We start from the raw sequence: 22,650 nt of genomic DNA, 5'->3' as shown, positions 1-22,650 counted from the left end.
TGAAACGGTATACATGAAGCGCATCGACATCATCTCTGACACGCACGGCCATCTCAGCTCAGATCTGCTCTCGGCGCTCGCGGGAGCGGATCTGGTGGTCCATGCGGGCGATATCACCTCCGAGCGGGATTGGGAACTCCTCTCGGCTCGCTTTGAGATCCGGGCCGTGATGGGTAACAACGATTACTGCCGGGATTACGGACCGCAGGTCAAGAAGGTGACCCGCTTCACCTTCGAGGGCCTGCGGTTCGTTGTGGCACACTATCGAGAGGATCTTCCGCTTGAGTCCGCCGATGTCGCGATCTGCGGACACACGCATCGTCCGAGTATCGCGCGCTCTGGTGGGTGCCTTTTGATCAATCCCGGATCACCCACATACCCCCGCGGGACGAGCGGCCCGACGATGGCGCGCATGCTTGTGGGCGACGCAAAGGTTGTCTCGGCGAAGATCGTCACGCTCTAGACGGCTCTCGAGAACGCGAGTCCCTCTATGAGCCGAGCGGCAGCTGCAGCCGATCCGCTTGCGATAGGGCTTCACCGTCGTTGACATCCAAGCCCGCTGATCTCCGCAGGCAGTGAAGCCGAGACGCTCGTAAAAGCCCCAAGCCTCGATCTTGCCATTCAGAGTGATCACGCGAAATCCCATCTCTGCGGCGATCTGCTCGCCGAATGCGATCAGATCGGCTCCGATTCCGCGTCCCCGTGCGAAGCGCGCGACGACCATCTGGCAGATCCGTATCTCCGACTCATCGATGGGCTCCAGATGCATCGTGGCGACGATTTCTTTGTCGATTATGGCGGCAAGGTGGATGCAGCGCGCCTCCTCTTCAGGGGCGATCAGCAGATCCTCGAGTCCTTCGTCGCGGCGCAGCTGCTCATTGCGCAGTGTCAGGCAGCGAAGATAGTGAGAGCTGTTCCACTCGATTACTGAAAGCGTTGCGTTGTTCATGATCTCTCCTCTTGTTATCTGTGAGAGGAGAAGCGATATCTAACGGGACGCTTGCGGCAGCGTCGCAGATGCACTCGTCACTATCGACTTCTTCCCTCTGTTGCCGATACTTCGTGATCGACTGTCATCCATCGCTGCCACCTCCTTGTGTGATTTCGGATATGGAAAAGATCCCGTCGCGCGCGGCAAGGCAGCTTGCCGCGACCATGTGGCGCGCGTTCACGGGTCTCATCGCATGCGCCGCATGTCCGGCGAAGCTTACTTCCCGCCGGCATCGAAGTCAAGGGCTCGTGTCGTCTGACTGCATCGCAAACACTCGAATTGCACGAAAATACTGCTTGCGCGCCCAGGGGGCTGTGTGTATACTTACCTACGCAGCAGTTGCTGTGGGGAGTTAGCTCAGATTGGTTAGAGCGCCGGCCTGTCACGTCGGAGGTCGCGGGTTCGATCCCCGTACTTCCCGCCATAGCATGCAAGAGACCCTGCCCCGGCAGGGTTTTTTATTTTGATGCAGATGTGACGAAAATAAATCGTGATAACGGGTACCTCAGAGCTAGCCGATAATTGTATATGAGAGTTGAAGCGATGTAATTCGGGCAGTACAATTCTCGGAGATTTTCGGTCCGTGTTTTCCGTCAGGGAACAGCAAGATCGAGCAGGTACTTTGTCGATACAAAAGGGAGCGAGATGGATATCTCAAGGAAAACCGATTACGCGTTCCGGATTCTTGCCATGCTTGTCGGGAGCAAGGGGTCGTTGCTTTCGGTCCGGACAGCGGCAGAGGAGATGGATGTACCCTATTCGTTCGCGCGCTCGATTCAGCACGAATTGACCAAGGTCGGATTCATCGAAAGCCTTCGCGGCGTTCGCGGCGGGATGAGGCTCAAAATCGATCCCGCTTCCATTACCGTCAACGATATCATCGAGGCCATGCAGGGACCCTTGGTGGTGAACAAGTGCTTGAAGGACGGCAAGCCCTGTCCCCGGCGCGAATCGTGCTGCTATCACCCGATCTGGATCGGTGCGAAGGCGCTGCTTCGGGACTATTTGAGTTCGGTTACCCTCGAGGAGGCCGTCAACTGCAAGCGCAACCCCTGTGTGAACTCCAAGTTCACCAAGCGCAGCGAGTTTCCCAATTACGTCTCACGTGAGAATGAGTATATAACTGGGAAATAGCTCCGTTGCCGCTTTTAAATCCAGAGGAAAGCATTTCGAATGCCCCTTGATTCCTTTCGTGCGCTCGTACGTTGTGAAGGGTCGCGCCTCTACCGCGATCTCTTTTGGCGTCAGACGCGTGATCCATATGTGATCTGGCTGTCCGAGGTCATGCTCCAGCAAACTCAGGTGCCGCGTGTCGAGGCGCGCATGCCGGCGTGGCTGGAGCGCTTTCCGCGAATCGAGGTCCTGGCAGCTGCCGGAACAGCAGATGTTCTCCGCGCGTGGCAGGGTATGGGCTACAATCGTCGCGCTCTGTCGTTGCATGCGACCGCTAACATCATCGTTAGGGATCACAGATCAGTCTTTCCCGAGCAGACTGCGGAGCTTCTGAGACTGCCGGGCATCGGTCCCGCGACCGCTCAGGGTATCCGCGCGTTCGCTTTCGATCTGCCAGGAGTCTATCTGGAAACGAATGTGCGCACCGTGTTTCTGCATCACTTCTTCCCAGACGTGCCCGCGGTACCGGACAAGGAGCTCATTCCGCTCATCGAGTCCTGCTGCCCCGAGATGTTACCAGAAGATCGTCACGGCAGGTTCGCCGAGCCCCAAGATGAGCGCGATACGCCCCGCGCATGGTACTATGCGCTGCTCGACTACGGCGCGCACCTTAAAAAGACGGTTCCCAATCCGTCGCGCCGATCAAGCGCCTATATCAAGCAGTCTCGATTCGAGGGATCGCGCAGGCAGAAGCGCTCAGGACTCGTGAGCCTGCTTCTCGATGCCCACCAGATGGCACCTGAGGGATTTTCATCGGCTGCTCTCACGGATCTTCTGAGTCAAAGGGAACAACGTGCGGGTCGCGCAGCAGTCGAGGAGGACATCGTTCGCTCGCTGCTCAAGGATCTGACATCCGAGGGGTTCTGCCGCGAATCCAATGACCTGTGGCGGATCGCGTAGCGCCCGCACGTGTGTGTTGTGTGCGTGAAGAGTGGGTATATGCTTTTGTAGCATCGATCGCTTATTAGGAATCGATCTACAATAAGAGGCGCGGCATCGTCGCACCAGACGTTGGCGAGCAACCAGCACATCGTTGAAGGGAAGGGTTCATTATGGATTTCGAGAACTCCCAGACAAAGAAAAATCTTGAGGCGGCCTTTGCGGGCGAATCGATGGCCCATACGAAGTATCGGTACTACTCGGCACAGGCGAAGAAGGATGGATACGTTCAGATTTCCGACATCTTCCTCGAGACGGCTCTGAATGAGTCCATGCACGCGAAGCAGTGGTTCAAGTTTCTGCACGACGGATCGGTCCCCGAGACGATCGATAACCTGAAAGATGCCGCTGCAGGTGAGAACTACGAATGGACGACGATGTACGCCGGCTTTGCCAAGACGGCAGAAGAAGAGGGCTTCCCCGAGATCGCTGCTAAGTTCAAAGGCGTTCTGGGGGTGGAGAAGGTTCACGAGGCCCGCTACCGGACCCTGATCGAGCGCGTGGAGAAAGGCGAGGTCTTCACCCGCGAGGGCGTCAAGGTGTGGAAATGCCTGAAGTGCGGTCACCTGCATGTTGGCCCGGCTGCGCCGCAGGTGTGCCCGGTGTGCGGCCATCCGCAGGCGTATTTCGAGGAGCAGAGCAAGAATTACTAGGCGTTGCCGAGCATCGCGCACAGCTGATTTGAGCTGCATGAACCGCCGAGCACGAATTCGTGCCCGGCGGTTTTTTTCGTCCATTCCCAGAATGGAAAACGTTCATGTGCCTTACTGGTTTAGCATAGTCGGTAAACATCTATGATCATGTTTACTTCTCGATGTCGTCTCGCGGCACAAGGGCTCGATGGCATCGCGGGGGCATGACCGCCAGAAGGAGTACCTCATGCCGAAAGCGAGCGTACGCGAGATCAGCCGAGTGACCGGGTTCTCGCCTGCAACCGTGTCAAACGCCCTCAATCACAAGCGCAACGTGAGCGAGCAGACAGCGCGCGTGATCATCGACGCCGCGAGAACGATGGGCTATCAGCAGAACTCACAGCTTGAAACCATCCAATTCGTGCTGGCGCGCAAGACGGGGGAGATCGTTGACGAGAGCACATTTCATCCGGCTGTCATCGAGGGTGTTGAGCGTCAGGCGCGTCGTCACAATATGGGAACATCGTTTGTCACCCTCGATTTCTCCGATTCCGAGACGGTTCGCCACGATGTCGATGCCCTGATCGCCGACTCCCAGGCGGCGGTGATTCTGCTCGGAACCGAACTCTCCGATGAGGATTTCGACCTGTTCCGTGACAGCGCCGCCCACCTGATCGTTCTAGATGGCTGGAGCGATCGACACTACTTTGATACCGTGGCGATCGCGAACGCTGATTCAGCGCTGCGGGCCGTTCGCCACCTTATCGACCGCGGTCATCGCAGCATCGGATATCTTGCCGGACGCTTTCGCATCCAGAACTTCAGAGCTCGCGAGCGAGGGTATCTCCAAGCGCTCAGCGATGCCGGCATCGCCTTCGATCCCTCATGGCGCATCATGTTGGGAACCACGCTCGAGAGCGCCTATGAAGACATGGCCGACTGGCTCGCGGCGATCTCGCCCGAGCGACTTCCGAGCGCGCTGTTCGCCGATAACGACGTGCTCGCCGTGGGCGCGCTGCGTGCGTTGCGCGAGCACGGCCTCAGGGTCCCCGGCGACATCTCGATCATAGGTTTCGACGACCTGTCATTCGGTGCCTTCTCAGATCCTCCGCTCACCACGATGCACGTTCTCAAGCAAGAGGTCGGCGAGATCGCGGTGCGACGGTTGGTCGGCAACATTCGAAATCCAAAGTCCTATACTTGCAAAACACAGGTCAGCACATATCTTGTTGAGCGGGAAAGCGTCTCTGAGTGTTTGCGTGACCCGCGTTAGGCTGATTCGCGTCTGATGAGCGAGACGCCGATTTCTATCCTGATGGGATGATGCTCGCTCTCATTCAATATCTCGACGAGTCGGCGCGCCGCGATCGCGCCCATGTAGCCGGCGGGTACATTGATGGTACTCAGGGAAGGATGAGCGTTGGTCGCTCCTTGCGAGTTATCGAATCCGATGAACCCGATATCTTGCGGTATGCGATATCCGCGCGCCGCGAACGCCTGGATGGCACCGATGGCGATATCATCGAAATCCGATAGGTAGCACGATGAGAGCTCCGTGCCCGAGTCGATGATCGCTAACATATCGTTGCGGGCGGTCTCGACGGTCGCACCGAGTTCGTGCACGATGCAGCTCTCAGCTGACCCGCCGGCGAGTCTGAGCGCGAGCAGATAACCATCCAGCCTCTCCTCGAAGTTGCTGATGCGCGCGCTGCTTCTGAGATAGCCGGGGAAAGAGCCGTACCGGCTGGACAGGTACTCTACGGCTATACGGCTGCCTTCGCGGTTGTTGATCTGGACGCGATCGAGCCCCGCGGATATGCATGTATCCAGAAGCACGAGGGGGATATCGAGCGCTGCGAACGGCATGAGGTCGATTTCGTTCATCTCGGTCGCGAGCAAGATGACGCCGCCGCTGGCCGCATCCGCGATCGAAGCGATCTGCGCGCGTACGCTCTCGTACGTCGAAACCTGTCTTATCGTGAATCGATAGTCCCTGATGCGCAGCTCTTCTTCGATACCCGAGACCATTTCGGAGAAGAACGACGTTCCGAAGATCTGGTGCTTGCTGTAGCAGATCAGCTCGATGCTGCTCGACCGGATCCGCTCGAACTTGAGTTTCGAGAAGTCGAATCCGAGGCTGCGCGCTGTTTCGATCACGACGGCTCTGGTTTTAGCTGACACTCCGGGTCGGTTATTGAGAGCGAGCGATACGGCAGCGGGAGATAGCCCCAGCTGCTCAGCTATCATCTTCGCTGTGACGGTCATGGCGATCACCTGAGGTTGAGTAACGGGAGAGCGGCAGCTGACGTGTTAGACAATCATGTTCGGCACGTTATCAGTAGTTAGGATACCACTGACCAAAGTATTTAGTAAACAGTTTAGATATTTTACTCAATTACCGGTTGAGATTTAGCTGATCGCCTCGTAGAGTACGCCGTGGGAAGACACCGAGCCACTCTTGGAGGCGCTATGATCTCGCATATCGAGGAGATTCCGATCACACCCGCATCCTATCCGTTCTCAAGTGCCGAGCGCTACTGCGAGCTGTCAAAAAGAGGCTATGTCGAGCGCGAGTATTATATTCAGGGCACAGCGAACGTCTATCGCAGCATCTCGAACGGACCGCTTGTGGAGATCAGGACGTCGGATGCTCCCTACATCAACAGATGCATCGTGCGCACGCCGACCGATCCGGGAGCAGCCAGCGGCAACGTCGTGGTAGAGATCATCAATCCCACCTCGTTCATGGAAATCGAGCGCATGTGGATACTGGGTCATCGCGAATTCCTACGCTCGGGTGACATCTATGTCGGCATCACCAGCAAGCCCAACACGATCGCCAAGCTCATCGAGTTCGACGGGAAGCGCTATGGCAGGCTCTCATGGGCGAACCCCACGCCCGATGTTCCGTTCACCTTCGATCCGGACGAGCTGATCCGCTCGGGCGTCGCCCAGCCCGATCTGGATCCGAGGTATGAGACGGGCCTTTTCTGGGACATGCTCATCGATCTGGCGCGTGTGCTGCGCTCGGATGCTCCTCAAAACCCCATTCGCGATTTTCGCCGGGACCTGATCTGTCTGAGCGGCTGGTCACAGTCCGGCTCTTATCTGCTTCGCTATATCAACTCGTTCGCCGAGATGGCGGATTCGGGCCCGGAGGGCCAAGTGTTTGACGCGTACCTCGCGGGGGGTGCCGTTCATTCGCTCGTGGTTCCGGTGAACCAATACGAATCGGGTCGCTCCTATGCACCTGAATTGCGCCGCGTCGAGCGCTGCCGCCAGCCTCTCATCGCGGTGCAAACCGAGAGCGAGAACGGTCGCATGCAGGGCTGGCGTACCTACATCGATGATTCCGATCGGTCTGATTTCAGATATCGCTGCTACGAGGTGGCCGGTGCGAGCCATGACACACGTTACACCTATGTCGATTATTACCGTGACGACGAGGATCTCAAGCGCATCGACCATCTGCCGGCCTACACCGGCAAACACGCCCACCCGAACGACTATCCCTCAGAGATCCTCATCGCCGCCGCCTTTCGCAATCTGTTTCGCTGGGTGCGGACCGGAGCGGGCCCCACCAGGTGCCCGCGGATCCCCGTCGACGCCTATGGCGAGAATATTCGCGATGCGTTCGGGAACAGCATCGGCGGGCTCCGGACGTGCTTGTTGGATTACCCGTGCGCACGCTTTTGCAACACGAGTCGAGTCGAGATCGGTCAGGGAACGGTCGATAAGAACTCGACCGTGGATGGGCTGTTCGGCCATCGCGAGCCCTTTTCGCAGAACATGCTCATCGAGCTATATGGAACATTGGATCATTATCGCGAACTGTGCGAGCAAAGCACCCGCGAGCAGGTGAGTCGCGGATTCGTCTGCAAAGAGGATGCGGATGCCCTCGTCGAGGCAGCGGTGAGGGCAGCGGTTGCGGGCGGACTTGTATGAGGGTCGCTCTCATCGTTTGACGGGGCCTGCGAGAAAGCGAGTTCACATGGAAATATCAGCAGTAAAAACCGAGACGTGGCGTGCGGCGATTTTGACGTTTGAGTCCAAGGAGGAGTACGCCAATCCGTTTTTGGACGTGGTGATCACCGCGGCGTTCACGGGACCTGCAGGCGAGCAGATCATACGCGAGGCGTATTGGGACGGAGGGTGCATCTATCGCGTCTCGTTCGCGCCAACCGCGCCCGGGACATGGGGCTACGCGCTGGTGGCACCGCCGCGATGCGGTTTGAACGGTGTCACCGGCACAGTTGAGGCGGTGCCCTATCGCGGTGATCTCGCTATCTATCGCCACGGTTTTTTGAAGGTGGCCGAGGGAGGTCGCCACTTGGCCTACGACGACGGAACTCCGTTCTTCTGGTTGGGCGACACCCATTGGGAGTTCGCTTTCGGCGAGCGCTGGGACGAGTCGAATCATCCTGAGATGGATAGCCAGTTCAAAGGGATGGTGGATCGGCGGGTAAACCAGGGTTTCACGGTATATCAGACCAACCTGCGCAGTGATCTCGGACCGGGCGCCCATCTGTTCTGGCGAAAGGACGGACCCGATGTGCCCAATGTCGAGTTCTACCAACAGGAGCTGGATCGACGCATGTTATATCTCGCCGATGCGGGCCTGATCAACGCGCTGGGGCAGGCATGGTTTTTTTCCGTGCAAGGCGACGGAGGGGTCGAGCATCAAAAGCATCTCGCTCGCTATCTGGTCGCCCGCTACGGGGCTCTGCCCATCGTCTGGACGCTCGCCGGCGAGATCGCCGGCTACGACGCGGACGCCGATCTCAGAGCCGCGCGCATAGACGGATGGCGCGAAGTGGCTCTTGAGATCGAGCGGCGCTGCGGATACGCTACGCTGCAGACGGCTCACTATACCAATGAGCGGCCCTTCGCCGACTACTATCAAGACGAGGACTGGTTTGATTTCACGCTCAATCAAGCGGGGCATGGTGATTATCTGATCCGTGCCACTGACTACGCTGACTTTTTTGCAGACCATCCCCGCAAGCCCTTCGTCGAGGGCGAGGCGCTCTATGAGCTGTGCTCCACGCTCGAGGAGATGGGTTGCAGAAAGTGCACAGACGACATGTTGCGTCGCGTCGCGTATATGACCATACAGATGGGTGGGTGCGGCTACACCTACGGTGCGCAGGGGATCTGGGACAACGTCTGGGAGAAACCCGCAGAACCTGATCCCATGATGGCCATCTTCAATCGCTTCGGTGTCACCTGGGCCGAGGCAGTCGATGCTCCCGGTGCCGCCCAGATGGGCTACATGCGCAGGTTCTACGAGGAGAATCGCTTCTGGGAGCTTGTTCCATACCATATGGGGGCGCCGGAGGGAAACCTGTTCGCCAAGAAGCGTCCGTTAGCGACGGTCAGCTCGGATCTCGCTCGTATCATCGCCTACTACGGCGATACGGCAAGAAAGGGACTGGTGATCGATGGCGTGGCGGAGGGGTCGATCTACAGAATGCGTTGGTTCGATCCGCGTACCGGAGTTTACCGAGATGGGGAGTGTGCCCCAGCAACCTCAGGCTCAGTCGAACTTCCTGTGAAACCCGATCTCGGCGATTGGCTTGCCGTACTCGAACGCGAGGGCCAGCAGGGGTAAAGCGGTATTGCAGCGGAGCGACCATATCTCAAGATGTTGGTTGTTCGCTGATTGCAGCAAGACAATTGATACTATGCATGAGGGGATTGGTGTAAGCTTATGAGCGCTCTCAATTCGGTGCAGGGAATACTTGAAAAGCACGTCGGCCCGGTCGCTCGCAAAATGAGTGAACTCAAGATCGTCAAGGGGCTGATGGCCGGTATGATGGCGACGATGCCGGTGACTCTCGGAGTCGCATTGCTGTCGGTACTTGCGGGGCTTCCCATTCCACCCCTGCATGGCTTTCTGGACGCGACGGGCCTGCTCGTCTGCATCAATGACGTACTTGTGGTCACGATGAATCTCGGGGCTCTGTATATGTGCGCCTCCGTCTCGTACAACTACGGCAAGGTGCTGGGCGAGCGTGGGATTTCCTCGACGGTGGCAGCACTTGGTGTCGTCTTGCTGTTGATTCCGCTTGGACACGCAGATGACGGGACCACCTATATCCAGACCTCCTATCTCGGCAGCAACGGTCTGTTCGTTGCTCTCATCTTCGCGCTGATCGTTCCCGCATCGCTTTCATTTCTCATGAAGCATATGGCGCTCAAGCTGCCGGACAGCGTACCTCAGTTCGTATCGGATTCACTTTCGCCGATGTTTTGCGCGATCGTCATCTTTACGAGTGCCGCGCTGATCAAGTACGGGATGACCATGACCCGGTTCGGCGATGTCTTCACCATGATAAACTCAGGTGTCGCGGCACCTGCCATGACGCTCGGCTCTTCTCCGCTTGCTGTGATCCTGTTCTTTCTTTTCTGCAATGTTTTATTCTTCTTCGGCGTCCATCCAAGTGTCCTGATGTCGGTCTACATGCCTGTCATAGGTGCAATCGGCTTGGCGAACACCGAGGCGTTCGTTGCGGGGCGACCCTTGCCCTATCTGCAGTTCACCATCATGTTCGCTATCGGCTCCTGTGACGCGCTGGGTATGGAACTCGCGTTGCTATGCGCAAAATCGGAACGGTACAAGGCGCTTTCACGCATCGCGCTGGTTCCCGCTGTTTTCAATATAAGCGAACCCATCATGTTCGGTACACCGATCGCGATGAATCCCTATATGTTCATTCCCTATATCCTATTGAAGCCGCTTGCCTGCCTTGTTGCGACCATCGGTTTCTATCTGGGTCTCGGAGCCGCACTCAATCCGACCATCTCCATGCCGTTTGTCGTGCCGTTGCCGATAAGCTCGTTTTTCAGCGGCGGAGCCGGGCTTGTGGCAATCATCGCGGTGACGATCCTTGCGATCGCTGTGCTTTTCTTTCCATTCGTGAAGATTGCAGACAAGGCGGCACTTGAAGAAGAGGCCGCCGCGATTGCAGCAGCGAAGAGCTCCGAAGACAAGGGAGCGCTCGCAGAGGAACTCGCAGGGCAGCCTGTATGATGTATATCGGTTATCGCAGGTGTATCGATAGCCCGTTTGATCATGAATACAACGTGAGGAGAGAACAATGAAGAAGATCGTCTTGATGTGCGCCGGAGGAATGAGCACGAGCATCATCATGAAAAACATCAAACGCGCCGCTGAAGAGGAAGGGCTTGAGTGCGAGGTGGTGGCAAGAGCTATCGCGGATGCAGCCGATGCCGGGCGCGACGCCGATGTCATCTTGCTCGGACCACAGGTGGGCTATGCCATCGATGATGTGCGCGCGAGCTGCCCGGGCGTGCCCGTCGACGTCATAGAGATGATCGCCTACGGCATGATGGATGGCAAGAAGGCGCTCGCTCAAGCCAAGGTCGCCATGGGCATCTGACCATGGCCGCCCGTCTCGTGTCTCGTGGTTCCTCGAGAACCGAAAAAGGAACTCAAACAGATTGATAAACATGTTTATTTCCGTTCATCTTGATTAATCGACCATTCATCTATATTATCGCCTATAGTAATAAACAGTGATATAAAACAATTAGTAAACAGTATGTTCTTGCGCGCTCGCCGCGCACCGCGACGATGGGAGTTTGGCCGTATGAATCGAACTATGGATACCATCAGACTCGGATTCGTGCCGACGCGGCGCAGCATCTTCAGCGCACCGGATGCTCTCAGGTATCGTGGGCTCACGCTCGACCGCCTGCATGAGCTGGATGTCGACGTCGTCGACATCGATGACATCAACGAAGAGGGCCTGCTGTTCGACGACAGCCACATAGAACCCATCCTCGAGAAGTTCCGGGTCGCCAAGGTCGACGGGATCCTGTTGGCTCACTGCAACTTCGGCACGGAGTTTCTGTGCGCCAGACTCGCGCGCGAGCTGGGCAAACCGGTGCTCCTCTGGGGTCCGCGCGATGAGCGTCCCGAGCCTGACGGCACGCGTCTGCGCGACACGCAATGCGGTCTGTTCGCAACCGGCAAGGTGCTCCGCCGGTTTCAGGTGCCCTTCACGTATATGACGAACTGTCGGCTCGGCGATCCGGCGTTCGAGCGCGGCGTGAACGACTTTCTTGCAGTCTGTGATGTGGTGCGCACCTTCAGAGGTATGCGCATCCTGCAGATGTCCACGCGACCGTTCGACTTCTGGACCACGATGTGCAATGAGGGCGAGCTGCTCGAGCGCTTCAATATCCAGCTCGCGCCTATCCCCATGACCGAGGTGGTCGCGGAGGTTCGTGCCGCCCAGCGCGATGAGGGGGCCCTGTCGGCCATGCTCGCCCACATCAGGGAAACCATGGTCATCGAGATACCTGAAGACAAGGTCCCGGTCGTGGCAGCCCTGGCCATTGCGATGCGCCGTCTCGTGGAGCGCTACGGCTGCGATGCCGGCGCGATTCAGTGCTGGAACGCTCTGCAGCAGGAGCTGGGCATCATGCCATGCGCCGCCAATGCGATTCTCAACGAGGCGGGCATCCCCATCGTCTGCGAGACCGACATCCACGGCGCCATCACCGCCCTGCTCGTCGAGGCCGCCGACCTGCGCCGGCACCGCGGCTTCTTCGCCGACTGGACGGTGCGGCATCCGGACAACGAGAATGGCGAGCTGCTGCAGCACTGCGGGCCGTGGCCGTGCTCGGTCGCCTGCGAGATGCCCCGGCTCACCTATCCGCTCGCGTTCGACCACCCCGGAGCGCTCACCGCCGAGGCGCGGCACGGCAAGCTCACGCTGGCGCGCTTCGACGGTGACAACGGGGAGTACTCGTTGCTGCTCGGCAACGCACGCGGCATCGACGGTCCGGCTGGGATGGGGACCTATCTGTGGATCGAGGTCGAGAACCTCAAGCGTCTCGAGGCCAAGATCGTCGAGGGGCCCTACATCCACCATTGCGTCGGCATCCATGCCGATGTGGTGCCGGTGCTCTACGAGGCGTGCAAGTACATCGGCGTGAAGCCCGACCTCTTCGATCCGATCGAAGAACAGGTCCGGGCGTATCTGCGCGGAGAATGATCGCAACCGGCGGCGAAGCCCCGCACAGAGCGGTGGCACCGAGAGGGAAAGGAAGCATATCGTGGTGGACGCGAGCTTGAAGCATCTCGAGCAGCTGCGGTGGCAGCTGCGAAAGGATACCGTTGACATCATCATGGCCGGAGGAGGCGGTCACATCGGCGGCGACATGAGCGTCATCGACACGTTGATCGCGCTATACGGCAAATGGCTCAACATATCGCCCGGCACCGCAGCCGATCCGGAGCGCGATCGCTTCGTTCTGTCGAAGGGTCACTCTGTCGAGGCCTACTATGCGGTTCTGTGCCACTTCGGCTTTCTTGACCTCTCCGATGTGAAGGCGCGCTTCTCGCAGTTCAAGAGTCCCTATATCGGTCATCCGAACAACAAGCTGGCCGGCATCGAGATGAACTCGGGCTCGCTCGGGCACGGGCTGCCGGTCGGCGTCGGCATGGCTCTCGCGGCTCGGATGGACAAAAGGTCCTATCGCACCTACGTGGTCATGGGCGACGGCGAGCTCGCCGAGGGATCGATCTGGGAGGCGGCCATGGCCGCCAGCCACTTCGGCCTCGATAGCCTATGCGCCATCGTCGATCGAAATCGCCTGCAGATCTCCGGGTCGACCGAAGATGTCATGGCGCAGGACAGTCAGCAGCAGCGCTGGGGAGCCTTCGGCTGGCATGTCGTCACGACCGACGGCAACGATCTTTTCTCGCTGGATGCGGCGTTCGCCGAAGCAGCGTCCACGAAAGGCGTCCCAACCGTCATAATCGCGAACACGACCAAGGGCTGCGGCAGTCCCGTCATGGAGAACAAGGCCGCATGGCACCATCGTGTTCCCACGCCAGAGGAGTACCGTCAGATCTGCGCCGATTTCAACACGCACATGAGCAGGGAGGTCGCCCATGTCTGAGAAGATGCCTCTGGCGCGCACAGCCGATGCCGCCGCCAACAACAAAATTGCGAACCGCCAGGCGATCTGCGAGGTGCTCCTGCAGACCGCAGCAGACGACCGCGATATCGTAGTCGTCTGCTGCGACTCGCGCGGATCCGCCTCGCTCGGCGCGTTCGCAGATGCGCATCCCGAGCACCTCGTCGAGGTCGGCATCGCCGAGCAGGATGCGGTCGGCATCGCTGCGGGCATGGCGAGCTGCGGCAAGAAACCCTACGTGGCGAGCCCTGCGAGCTTCTTGTCGACGCGCAGCTACGAGCAAATCAAGATCGACTGCGCCTATTCGAACACCAATGTCAAGCTCATCGGCATCTCCGGAGGCGTGTCTTACGGCGCGCTCGGAATGAGCCACCACTCCGTGCAGGATATCGCGGCGCTGTCCGCCATCCCCAACATGCGCGTGTACCTGCCGAGCGATCGTCACGAGACGCGCCGGCTCATCGAGGCGCTGCTGGCCGATGAGCTGCCCGCCTACATCCGCGTGGGCAGAAACGCCGTCGCGGACGTCTACGCGAGCGCCGAAGCAGCTGATCTGCCCTTCGAGCTCGATCGGGCCGTGTGGCTTCGCCGAGGTGATGATGTGGCTATTGTAGCCTGTGGAGAGATGGTGCGCCCCGCGCTCGACGCGGCGGCGCTGCTTCATGAGCAGGGCATCGAGGCGAGCGTGCTCGATATGTATTGCCTGAAGCCACTCGATCGCGATGCGCTCATCGAAGCGGCTGGCTCAGCGAGCGCCGTCGTCAGCGTGGAGGAGCACGCCCCCTCCGGCGGCCTCGGATCCTTGGTGGCGCAAGTCGTCGGTGAGACGTGCCCCCGACCCATCAGGTGTCTGTCGCTGCCGGACGCTCCAGCCGTGACCGGAACCTCGTCCGAGGTGTTCGCCTGCTACGGGCTGGACGCCCTGGGCATCGCGCAATCCTGCGCGGCGGTATTGCGCGGGTGCTGAGCGCCATGGCGCGCTATATCATCGGCATCGATCAGTCCACGCAGGGAACCAAGGCTCTGTTGCTCGATGAGCGGGGCACTCTGATACGGCGCGTCGATCGGCCGCACCGCCAGATCGTGAGCGATAGCGGATGGATCAGCCATGATCCTCGCGAGATCGCGCGCAACGTGATCAGATCCAGTCGGGATGTCGTGCTCGCCGAGGGGATTCCGCTCGGGGAGGTAGCAGGCATCGGCATCTCAAACCAACGCGAGACCACAGTCGCATGGGACGCCCGTACCGGAGAGCCGCTGTGCGATGCCGTGGTGTGGCAATGCGCGCGCGCGAGCGAGATCTGCGCGCGCATCAAGGCGAAGGAAGGCGCATCGGAGATGGTGCGCGCACGCAGCGGGCTGCCTCTGTCGCCGTATTATCCGGCGTCGAAGATGGCATGGATCTTGGAGAACGTGAGCTCGGCCTCAGAGGCCGCTCGCTCCGGAAGCCTGCGGATGGGAACGGTAGACAGCTGGATCATCTGGGTGCTCACTCACGGAACCGCGTTTTTGTGCGACCATTCCAACGCGAGCCGCACGCAGCTTTTCGACATCGCCGCACTCGGCTGGTCCCAGGAGCTGTGCTCGCTGTTCGGCATCGATGAATCGTGCCTGCCCGCTGTGACCGATTCCGACGCGTGCTTCGGATACACCGATCTGGAGGGCTTTCTCCCTACGCCGATTCCGATCCACGCAGCGCTGGGTGACAGCCATGCCGCTCTGTTCGGACAGGGTTGCCTGAAGCGCGGCATGGCAAAGGCGACCTACGGTACCGGTGCGTCGGTCATGCTCAATGTCGGTGCGCGGCCGATTGCGAGCGCGCACGGACTGTCGACGTCGATCGGATGGCGGATGGGCGCGACGGAGACCTATGTGATCGAGGGCAATATCAACTACGCGGGAGCTGTTAACACCTGGCTCAGGGATGATCTCGGGCTCATCGACGCTCCGAGCGAGGTCGAGGCGCTCTGCCGGTCTGCATCCCGGGCGAGTCGCGTCTATCTCGTTCCCGCATTCAGCGGACTCGGTGCGCCTCATTGGTGCGATCGGGCGCAGGCCGCGATCTTGGGCATGGAGCGCAGCACGCATCGGGCGGAGCTGGTCTGCGCGGCAAATGAGAGCATCGCCTACCAGATCGCAGATGTGGTGGACGCCATGCGCGAGGACGCTGGAATCGTCCTGTCGGAGCTGCGCGTCGATGGCGGCCCCACTGCCAACGGATATCTCATGCAGTTTCAATCCGACGTGCTCGCCACACCGCTGCGGGTCGCAAAGAACGACGAGATGAGCGGCATGGGTGCCGCGTGGTGCGCTGGAGTCTCTCTGGACATCTACGGTCGCGATGTCGCAGTCGATTCCGCGCCTCGAGCCCGATTCGAGCCGAAGATGCGGCCAGATGAGCGCCAGAGCCGTATAGCAGGATGGCGTCGAGCTCTCGCGACCACGATCGGTTATGCCCGCGACTGAACGCGGTTGCGCATCCATGATGCGCTCGCATCGAGCACATGTGCACAGACCGGCTGCGCGCTGGGTATACTAGCCCATCGCAGCATCAACCGGTCAGTCCGCGGTCGAACCGAAATGCGGTTCGCTCACCTTGAGCTCGGAGGGGCTGACGTGAATCGCATGGGAGGCCCCGATGGCAGATCCGATACATGACGGAGCCGTAGCTTCTTCGGCTCTGGCACCTGATACAGGAAAGCCGCTTCCGGCATCGTCGCTGGTTCGATTCGCATTGGGATTCATTCTATTCGGCGGCATGTGGATGATGTCCGACATGATCGGTGCCGCCGTGCTGCTGCCGCAGCGTTTCGTCGAGCTGTTTCCCGGGCAGGCCGAAGCGGTTCTCGGCACCATGAACTCCTTCGGGAGCATTTTCGCGTTGATCGCCAATGTCGTATTCGGAGCTCTTTCTGATGCGACGCGTTCCCGATTCGGCAAGCGGACGCCTTGGATCGCTTGCGGGGGCTTCATCGCCGGCATCGCTTTCTGGCTGACGTCGGTGCAGACGAGCCTCGTAGGGATCGCCGTCTTCTGGTCGATCCTCCAGGTCGGTCTCAATATGATGATCGCTCCGGCTATGCCGATTCTGTCGGATAGGATTCCGCTCATGAGGCGCGGGACCATTTCCGCGTTCTACGGAGCGGGAGTGATCTGCGGTCAGTCGCTCGGCACGATCATCGGCTCCGCGTTCATCACCGATATACCGGCGGGTGTCGTGTTTGGCGTGATCAGCTGGTTTCTCACCGGATTGCTCGTTGTCATCATCTGGCCGCGCGAACGTTCGGCTGCGCTGGCGCAGACCCAGCGATCTGATCGACTCAGCCCGTCCGCATTGCTCAAGAGCTTCATTCCCTCCTGTCGAGGCTGCCGCGACTTCTACCTGGCGCTGGTCGGGCGCTTCCTGTTCGTCTTCGGTTATTTTGTCATCGGCGGCTATCAGCTCTACATTCTCGAGCGCTTCATCGGACTGGGTGAGATCAGAGCATCGCAGGTTCTATCGATCCTGTCGCTCATCATCATGGTCGTTTCACTGGTCACATCGCTCACTTCGGGTGTCATCTCCGATAAGATCGGTCGGCGAAAGCCCCTTGTCGCGGTCGCATCCGTGCTCATCGCGATCGGGTTCGCGGTGCCCTGGCTTGTGCACTCAGTTGCAAGCATGTACATATACGCAGCTCTCTCAGGGATCGGATACGGTGTGTACAGCTCTGTGGATCAGGCCTTGAACGTCGATGTCCTGCCCTCAAGGGAACAGGCCGGCAAGGATCTCGGGATCTTGAACATCGCGAACACCGCCGGTCAGGTCTTTGCGCCCGTTGTGACATCCTCGATCGTGCTCATCACATCATCCTACGCTCTGACGTTCCCCTTCGCCATCTGCTTCATCATGCTCGGCGTCGTCTTCATCATGCTCATCAGAGGCGTCGCGTGAGCTTGACGGCCCGCTGAGCTCGCGTCGCAGGTCGCTGCAGCATCGGCGCTGCTGCGCGGCGGTCATATGGTGACATCTTCGAGAAGGCGGTCCGCCCGCATGCGCCTGCGCTCGCGGGATGCTATCTCGGCCGATGAGCTGCAACCGAGCGCGCCCTCTGGGCGAGATCATCGAGCAGCTGCAGCTCGCGACGCTGCTCTTCGATCTGCTTGGGAGCGAAGCGTCCATAGCGTCGCTCGATTGCGGTGCGAATGAGAAAGTCCGCCACCAGAGGGTTCTTGGGCAGCAGCGAGCCATGGAGATAGGTGCCGATCGCATTGAACGCGCGCGCCCCCTCGGTTCGATCCACGCCGTTGTTTCCCATGCTCTCGCGGTCGACCTCTCCCAGGGGAGTAGCTCCCTCTTCGAGAAATGTCTGGCCCGAGTGGTTCTCGTATCCGATTATCTCTCCGAACTGGCTTGATTGCTCCACCACGTTTCCTATCAATCGATCGGCTTGGCCGATCGTATACGCATCGAAGATGCCGATGCCCTCCATGCGCGTGCCGTCAATCGATTCGAAGAAATGACCGAAGAGCTGATAGAGGCCGCAGACGACGAGGGCGGGGGTGCCCGCTCGGACGAGAGAGCGCAACGAGTCGGCGCGCGCTGACAGATCCTCGCAAATCATCTTCTGGCCCAGGTCTTGGCCGCCGCCCCCGAGGATGAGATCAACGTGGTCGGGCCAATCGTCACCCGGGTTGTAGAAATGCAACCGGGCATCATAGCCGTACAATGCCAGACGACGTCGAATCGTCAGAAGGTTGCCGAAATCGCCGTAGATGTTCATATCTTTCGAATAGAGAAAGAGCACATCGACTGCTCTGTCCGCCGTTGATGTCACATGTTCGTCCTCAGTGGGGCGCATGCGCTCGCATGCGGCCTCGTTCACTGCGTTCGCCCGCCCGCGCGTCTGGTCGCTCGGCAGTGTTGCGTTCATCTCCGTCATCAGCGACCCACCCCTGCATCTGCAACATCTGTCATGTGCGAAAGCTTCGCGCGCACGCGCAGCATCGAGGTATAGGTGCAGAAGATCCTCTTGGGTATGCCCGCATCCGCCATGACGAATCGCTCGACCGCCGATTCCAGATCTGGATCCGTTTGCGCCACGCAGACTCCATCGTAGCCCAGCCGAAGCGCCATGTCCCAAGCCCTGTCACCGGACACCATGGCCACCCCCGTCTCTCTCAGGGACCTGAAATCAACGTCCCATAGCCAGCTCATATCCCGTCCATCGGCATACTGATCGCAAATGGCGATCATGGTCTTATGAGCGGCGGCGGCAAACGATTGCAGAGAAAGTCTGAACCCCATCGGGTTCTTTACCAGCACGAGCTCAACAGGGCCTGTTTCAATCTGTATGATCTCGCCCCTGCCGAACGCAGGGGTCACATGGGATAGGGCAACCGCCAGGTCTTGCGCGTCGGGATGACCGATCGTCTTCTCGATGACGGTCTCGGCCATTGCCAGAGCGGCAGCCGCATTGTATACGTTGTAGATGCCCTCGAGGGCCACCTGGGTCGTGATCCGCGTTCCGCAGATGATAAAAGATGCGCGATGATCCTCTACGTCTGCGAGCACGACGTCTGCTGCGGGCAGATCGGATGAGGATGGAGAATTCGACTCGGTCGCCGACTGGTCGGCAGAAGCCTTCGAGTTCTGGGCCCGGGCTGTCTCCGTGGTCGCCCATGCATACATTTCATCATCTGATGGGAAATACGAACGCAGTTCATCTGCGAGACCGAAATACCTGACTGCCACGCCAGTGTCGGCGTGAGCGGCGAGGCGACGGATGCGTCCGTCCTCGCGGTTGAGCACGATCGTGCCGGTAGTCGCTTCGGCGACCTGACCCAAAAGGCGCGCCGTCGTATCTATTTCGCCGAATCGATCCAGCTGGTCACGCATGACGTTGAGCAGCAAACTGTATCTGGGACTCACATGACGGACGAAATGCACGGCATACGCCTCGTCCAACTCCAGCACGGCTATATCGGCATGCAGTCTTCCATCCAGACCTATCTCGGCAAGCAGCGATGAAACGATCCCTCGGGTGAAGTTCGATCCGGTCGGATTCGTGAAAACATCCAACCCCATCTCCTGCAGCATCGTCGAGACCATGCGCGTGGTGGTGGTCTTGCCGTTGGTTCCCGATACCAGAACCACTCCATAGGGAAGCCGGTTCAGCGTTCGGCGAAGAAAGCCCGGATCGATGGCCTCGATGATCTTTCCGGGAAGGGCGCTGCCGCCGTGCCGGGTCAGCCTGATCATCGAGCGAATCAGCTTTCCGACAGCGGGCGTGAGAGGTGCATACCATGGCATGCCCCCCGAGATCCGCTGAGCGTCATCGGTTTCGTTCGGCCTCTCGTCTGATTGAAGATCTGTTTTGTTCAAGCCCCAAGCTCCCAGCTCGATGAACCATGGAAATTCCTGACCCGCGACCTCGATTCCAGCAAGGTGGTTCAAGATCGCTGTACGCGATGCGCGCGCCAGGCCATGATGATATCAGCTCCTTCAAGTCCGCTGCCTTCTCCGGAGAAAACATGTGCGCCGAGCAGAAAGATCACACCGGTTGGCGCGGGTCGCATCCGAGCGGGCACAGAGATCGATGGGCACCTGCTCGGCTGCCACCGCATCATCGATACCCCTCCCATTGCGGCAACGGAAACAGGAAGTCCTCGAAGCGCGCCCATTCTGCCTCATAATCGATCTCATCGGGCCGAGCGAGCCAGCGGCCCTCCAGACCGTACATGGCCGCCATCGCAACAGAGAGCGCGAGCTTCGCATCGACACCTTCGGGCACGCTCCAGTCGCGGCCATGTGAGGGATCGGAGACCTCTTTCGATCGCTGTGCGAAGTACTCATGCGTAGGGCTGTCCCTGGAGATCGCCTCGGTGTTCAAGATCTGGAACAGCAAGACGAGTTCCGGTTGATGCGCGTTCTCCGCCACGATCAGCCTGCAGAACTCTGGAATCTTCGGAAGCTGTCCGGCAAGCGAGCCATTGGGAACGAACAATGAGAGATAATCTTGCATCGAGCTGCTGCAGTTGTAATAGTGCCTGATCACCTCGACAAGAAGACCCTGTTTGTCGCCGACATAGTGCAGGACTCCCGCCTGCGTGATACCGACCCTGTCGGCGACCCCCTGAAGCGACATGCCGTTGAATCCTCGCGCATTGATGATGTCGACAGCAGCTGAGATAATCTCGTTGAGCCTGCGTTGCGCCGCCTCGCTTCGATGCCCCGCGGGGCGGATAGCGCTTTTTCTCTGAGCGGTCATATGGTCACTATGCTTTCTGATCGTATCTGGCTGCACCTGCGTAGACGCCCCGATGCGGTCGGGACTGGAACCGCCGTGGCCCCGATTATGCGCGCGGAAGAGCACGGTGTCAAAAGCGCGCCAGAGCCTGGGACGCCTTGATACGGTCGGCCGCAGAAGGCGGGTATGGCGTTTTCCGGAAGCTGAACGGTCAGATCAGCGGGATAAACGGCGTTTTATTGCGTTTACTCAGATTAGAATTGTAATAGCGTAAATACTATGGCAATCTTTTCTTTAAATTCACTTACTGATCAGTAAGTGATTAGCACATGTGGCGCGATGCCATGTCGCATGCGCACCGAGTCCGTAGAAACTTTCATGGGCGGTCCGTATGGAGATGTCAGCAGCGAGAGAGATCGCACCGGACGAAGCATTGGCACCGGACACCGGCAAGCCCTTGCCTGCATCTTCCTTCTGGCGCTTCGCGATCGGTTTCATCATCTTCGGCATCATGTGGATGATGTCGGGCACCATCGGGTCCGCGGTGCTGTTCCCCCAGCGCTTCAACGCGATCTTTCCCGGTAACGCTGAAGCTGCGCTCGGAACCATGAACGCGATCGGCAGCGTGTTCGCGCTCATCGCGAACGTGGTGTTCGGTGCCCTGTCGGATTCCACGCATTCTCGCTTCGGGAAGCGCACGCCGTGGATCGCCTGCGGCGGGATCATAGCGGGAGTCGCCTTCTGGTTGACATCGATACAGACGAGCGTTCTGGGCATAGCAGCCTTTTGGGGACTGCTCCAGATCGGTCTCAACATGATGCTGGCACCAGCCTTCCCCGTGCTTTCTGATCGCATTCCCCTCAACAGGCGAGGGACGATATCCGCCTTCTACGGAGCCGGAATGATTTGCGGGCAGTCAATCGGCACCATCATAGGCACTCAGTTCATCACGAATATGATCCCTGGTTTTCTATGCGGAGCGATCTGTTGGGTTCTCACCGGTGCTCTCGTTCTCATCATCTGGCCTGCAGAGCGATCGACGGCTATCGAGCGAGGTGATGATACGCCCTCTTTCAACCTGAAGGAGCTACTTCTGAGCTTCGCCCCTCCTCGGCATAACTGCCGCGACTTCTACCTCGCGCTCTCAGGGCGCTTTCTGTTCGTATTCGGAACCTTCATCATCAGCGGCTATCAACTCTATGTGCTCGAGCGCTACATCGGTTTGGATGATGTCGCCGCTTCGCATGTGCTCGCCACCATGTCGATCATCATCATGGTCGTCTCTCTTGCGACTTCGCTCACATCCGGTGTCATCTCCGACAGACTCTGCCGCCGCAAGCCCATAGTCGTTGTCGCCTCGATCATGATCGGTGCCGCCATCGCGCTGCCCTGGGTGTTTCACTCCGTTGCGAGCATGTACGGTTACGCCGCGCTGTCCGGATTCGGTTCCGGTATCTACAATTCGGTCGATCAGGCTCTCAATGTCGATGTGCTTCCATCGAAGGAGGAGGCCGGCCGGGATCTGGGAATCTTGAACGTCGCAAATACCGCGGGACAGGCCTTTGCTCCCGCGGTGACATCTTCGATCGTTCTTGCGACCTCTTCGTATTTTCTGACATTTCCCTGTGCCATAGCGCTCATTCTCAGTGGCGTGGCGCTCATCATGCTCATCAAGAGCGTGCGCTAGCCGATCTCGTCGCGGCTACGGTGTCTTTTCATTCGTTGTCATGGT

Annotated in this window: 20 protein-coding genes and 1 tRNA gene; 16 read left to right on the top strand and 5 right to left on the bottom strand. The window is 59.2% G+C overall.

The features are described 5' to 3' along the window. Positions 1–13: 13 nt before the first annotated feature. Complete coding sequence (locus CORGL_RS08340; protein ID WP_013709465.1) at positions 14–463, top strand: metallophosphoesterase family protein; 450 nt, start codon at positions 14–16, stop codon at positions 461–463. On the opposite strand, the gene CORGL_RS08335 is transcribed toward CORGL_RS08340, so the two are convergent. Then, positions 368–949, bottom strand: a complete 582-nt coding sequence (locus tag CORGL_RS08335; protein ID WP_013709464.1) for a GNAT family N-acetyltransferase — start codon at positions 947–949, stop codon at positions 368–370. The genes CORGL_RS08340 and CORGL_RS08335 overlap by 96 nt on opposite strands. Positions 950–1,337: 388 nt before the next feature. Between CORGL_RS08335 and CORGL_RS08330 the strand changes: the two genes are divergently transcribed. The 5 genes from CORGL_RS08330 to CORGL_RS08310 all read left to right on the top strand — a co-directional run bounded on the left by CORGL_RS08330 (position 1,338) and on the right by CORGL_RS08310 (position 5,008). Then, a tRNA-Asp gene (locus tag CORGL_RS08330) sits at positions 1,338–1,415 on the top strand. A gap of 221 nt (positions 1,416–1,636) precedes the next feature. Further along, on the top strand, positions 1,637–2,125 hold the full coding sequence (locus CORGL_RS08325; RefSeq protein WP_013709463.1) for an RrF2 family transcriptional regulator: 489 nt from the start codon (positions 1,637–1,639) through the stop codon (positions 2,123–2,125). A 39-nt stretch (positions 2,126–2,164) separates the two neighbouring features. Continuing rightward, entirely contained in the window at positions 2,165–3,064 is a 900-nt protein-coding gene (locus CORGL_RS08320; RefSeq protein WP_013709462.1) for an HhH-GPD family protein, read from the top strand. A gap of 152 nt (positions 3,065–3,216) precedes the next feature. Then, a complete protein-coding gene (gene rbr / locus CORGL_RS08315; protein WP_013709461.1) occupies positions 3,217–3,756 on the top strand; it encodes a rubrerythrin in 540 nt (179 codons plus the stop codon). A 226-nt stretch (positions 3,757–3,982) separates the two neighbouring features. Continuing rightward, entirely contained in the window at positions 3,983–5,008 is a 1,026-nt protein-coding gene (locus tag CORGL_RS08310) for a LacI family DNA-binding transcriptional regulator (protein WP_013709460.1), read from the top strand. Here the strand turns inward: CORGL_RS08310 and CORGL_RS08305 are convergent. Further along, positions 5,005–6,000 carry a LacI family DNA-binding transcriptional regulator gene (locus CORGL_RS08305; RefSeq protein WP_013709459.1) on the bottom strand — a complete coding sequence of 332 codons (996 nt, stop codon included), beginning with the start codon at positions 5,998–6,000 and terminating at the stop codon, positions 5,005–5,007. The genes CORGL_RS08310 and CORGL_RS08305 overlap by 4 nt on opposite strands. Before the next feature lie 204 nt (positions 6,001–6,204). Here CORGL_RS08305 and CORGL_RS08300 point away from each other — a divergent pair, with 204 nt between their 5' ends. The 9 genes from CORGL_RS08300 (at position 6,205) to CORGL_RS08260 (ending at position 17,623) form a co-directional block, all read left to right on the top strand. Continuing rightward, the gene (locus CORGL_RS08300; RefSeq protein ID WP_013709458.1) at positions 6,205–7,680 is read left to right on the top strand and encodes an alpha/beta hydrolase domain-containing protein; all 1,476 of its coding nucleotides are present in this window, start codon (positions 6,205–6,207) and stop codon (positions 7,678–7,680) included. A gap of 46 nt (positions 7,681–7,726) precedes the next feature. Continuing rightward, a complete protein-coding gene (locus CORGL_RS08295) occupies positions 7,727–9,346 on the top strand; it encodes a glycoside hydrolase family 140 protein (protein WP_013709457.1) in 1,620 nt (539 codons plus the stop codon). Between the two features lie 99 nt (positions 9,347–9,445). Next, complete coding sequence (locus CORGL_RS08290) at positions 9,446–10,768, top strand: PTS sugar transporter subunit IIC (protein WP_013709456.1); 1,323 nt, start codon at positions 9,446–9,448, stop codon at positions 10,766–10,768. A 67-nt stretch (positions 10,769–10,835) separates the two neighbouring features. After that, entirely contained in the window at positions 10,836–11,138 is a 303-nt protein-coding gene (locus tag CORGL_RS08285; RefSeq protein ID WP_013709455.1) for a PTS sugar transporter subunit IIB, read from the top strand. A gap of 222 nt (positions 11,139–11,360) precedes the next feature. Next, positions 11,361–12,761: an L-fucose/L-arabinose isomerase family protein gene (locus CORGL_RS08280; protein ID WP_041738729.1), complete on the top strand. Its 1,401-nt coding sequence runs from the start codon at positions 11,361–11,363 to the stop codon at positions 12,759–12,761. Between the two features lie 61 nt (positions 12,762–12,822). Then, positions 12,823–13,671, top strand: a complete 849-nt coding sequence (locus CORGL_RS08275) for a transketolase (RefSeq protein WP_013709453.1) — start codon at positions 12,823–12,825, stop codon at positions 13,669–13,671. Beyond that, positions 13,664–14,656: a transketolase family protein gene (locus CORGL_RS08270; protein ID WP_013709452.1), complete on the top strand. Its 993-nt coding sequence runs from the start codon at positions 13,664–13,666 to the stop codon at positions 14,654–14,656. Before CORGL_RS08275 ends, CORGL_RS08270 begins: the two co-directional genes overlap by 8 nt. A gap of 5 nt (positions 14,657–14,661) precedes the next feature. Further along, a complete protein-coding gene (locus tag CORGL_RS08265) occupies positions 14,662–16,155 on the top strand; it encodes an FGGY family carbohydrate kinase (protein ID WP_041738727.1) in 1,494 nt (497 codons plus the stop codon). Between the two features lie 172 nt (positions 16,156–16,327). Next, complete coding sequence (locus CORGL_RS08260; protein ID WP_013709450.1) at positions 16,328–17,623, top strand: MFS transporter; 1,296 nt, start codon at positions 16,328–16,330, stop codon at positions 17,621–17,623. A gap of 121 nt (positions 17,624–17,744) precedes the next feature. On the opposite strand, the gene CORGL_RS08255 is transcribed toward CORGL_RS08260, so the two are convergent. From CORGL_RS08255 to CORGL_RS08245, 3 genes are all read right to left on the bottom strand, one after another. Continuing rightward, positions 17,745–18,602 (bottom strand): type 1 glutamine amidotransferase, encoded by an 858-nt coding sequence (locus CORGL_RS08255; protein WP_216476084.1) that lies wholly within the window; start codon positions 18,600–18,602, stop codon positions 17,745–17,747. Positions 18,603–18,610: 8 nt separating this feature from the next. Further along, positions 18,611–20,125, bottom strand: coding sequence for a Mur ligase family protein (locus tag CORGL_RS08250; protein ID WP_013709448.1), 1,515 nt, complete (start codon positions 20,123–20,125; stop codon positions 18,611–18,613). 169 nt (positions 20,126–20,294) lie between these two features. Beyond that, on the bottom strand, positions 20,295–20,939 hold the full coding sequence (locus tag CORGL_RS08245; RefSeq protein WP_013709447.1) for a TetR/AcrR family transcriptional regulator: 645 nt from the start codon (positions 20,937–20,939) through the stop codon (positions 20,295–20,297). A gap of 376 nt (positions 20,940–21,315) precedes the next feature. On the opposite strand from CORGL_RS08245, the gene CORGL_RS08240 reads away from it, so the two are divergent. Then, the gene (locus CORGL_RS08240) at positions 21,316–22,605 is read left to right on the top strand and encodes an MFS transporter (protein WP_156789832.1); all 1,290 of its coding nucleotides are present in this window, start codon (positions 21,316–21,318) and stop codon (positions 22,603–22,605) included. Positions 22,606–22,650: the final 45 nt, after the last annotated feature.

The sequence above is a fragment of the Coriobacterium glomerans PW2 genome, from assembly GCF_000195315.1.
Taxonomy (GTDB): Bacteria; Actinomycetota; Coriobacteriia; order Coriobacteriales; family Coriobacteriaceae; genus Coriobacterium; species Coriobacterium glomerans.
This window is presented reverse-complemented; position numbering and strand designations above follow the sequence as displayed.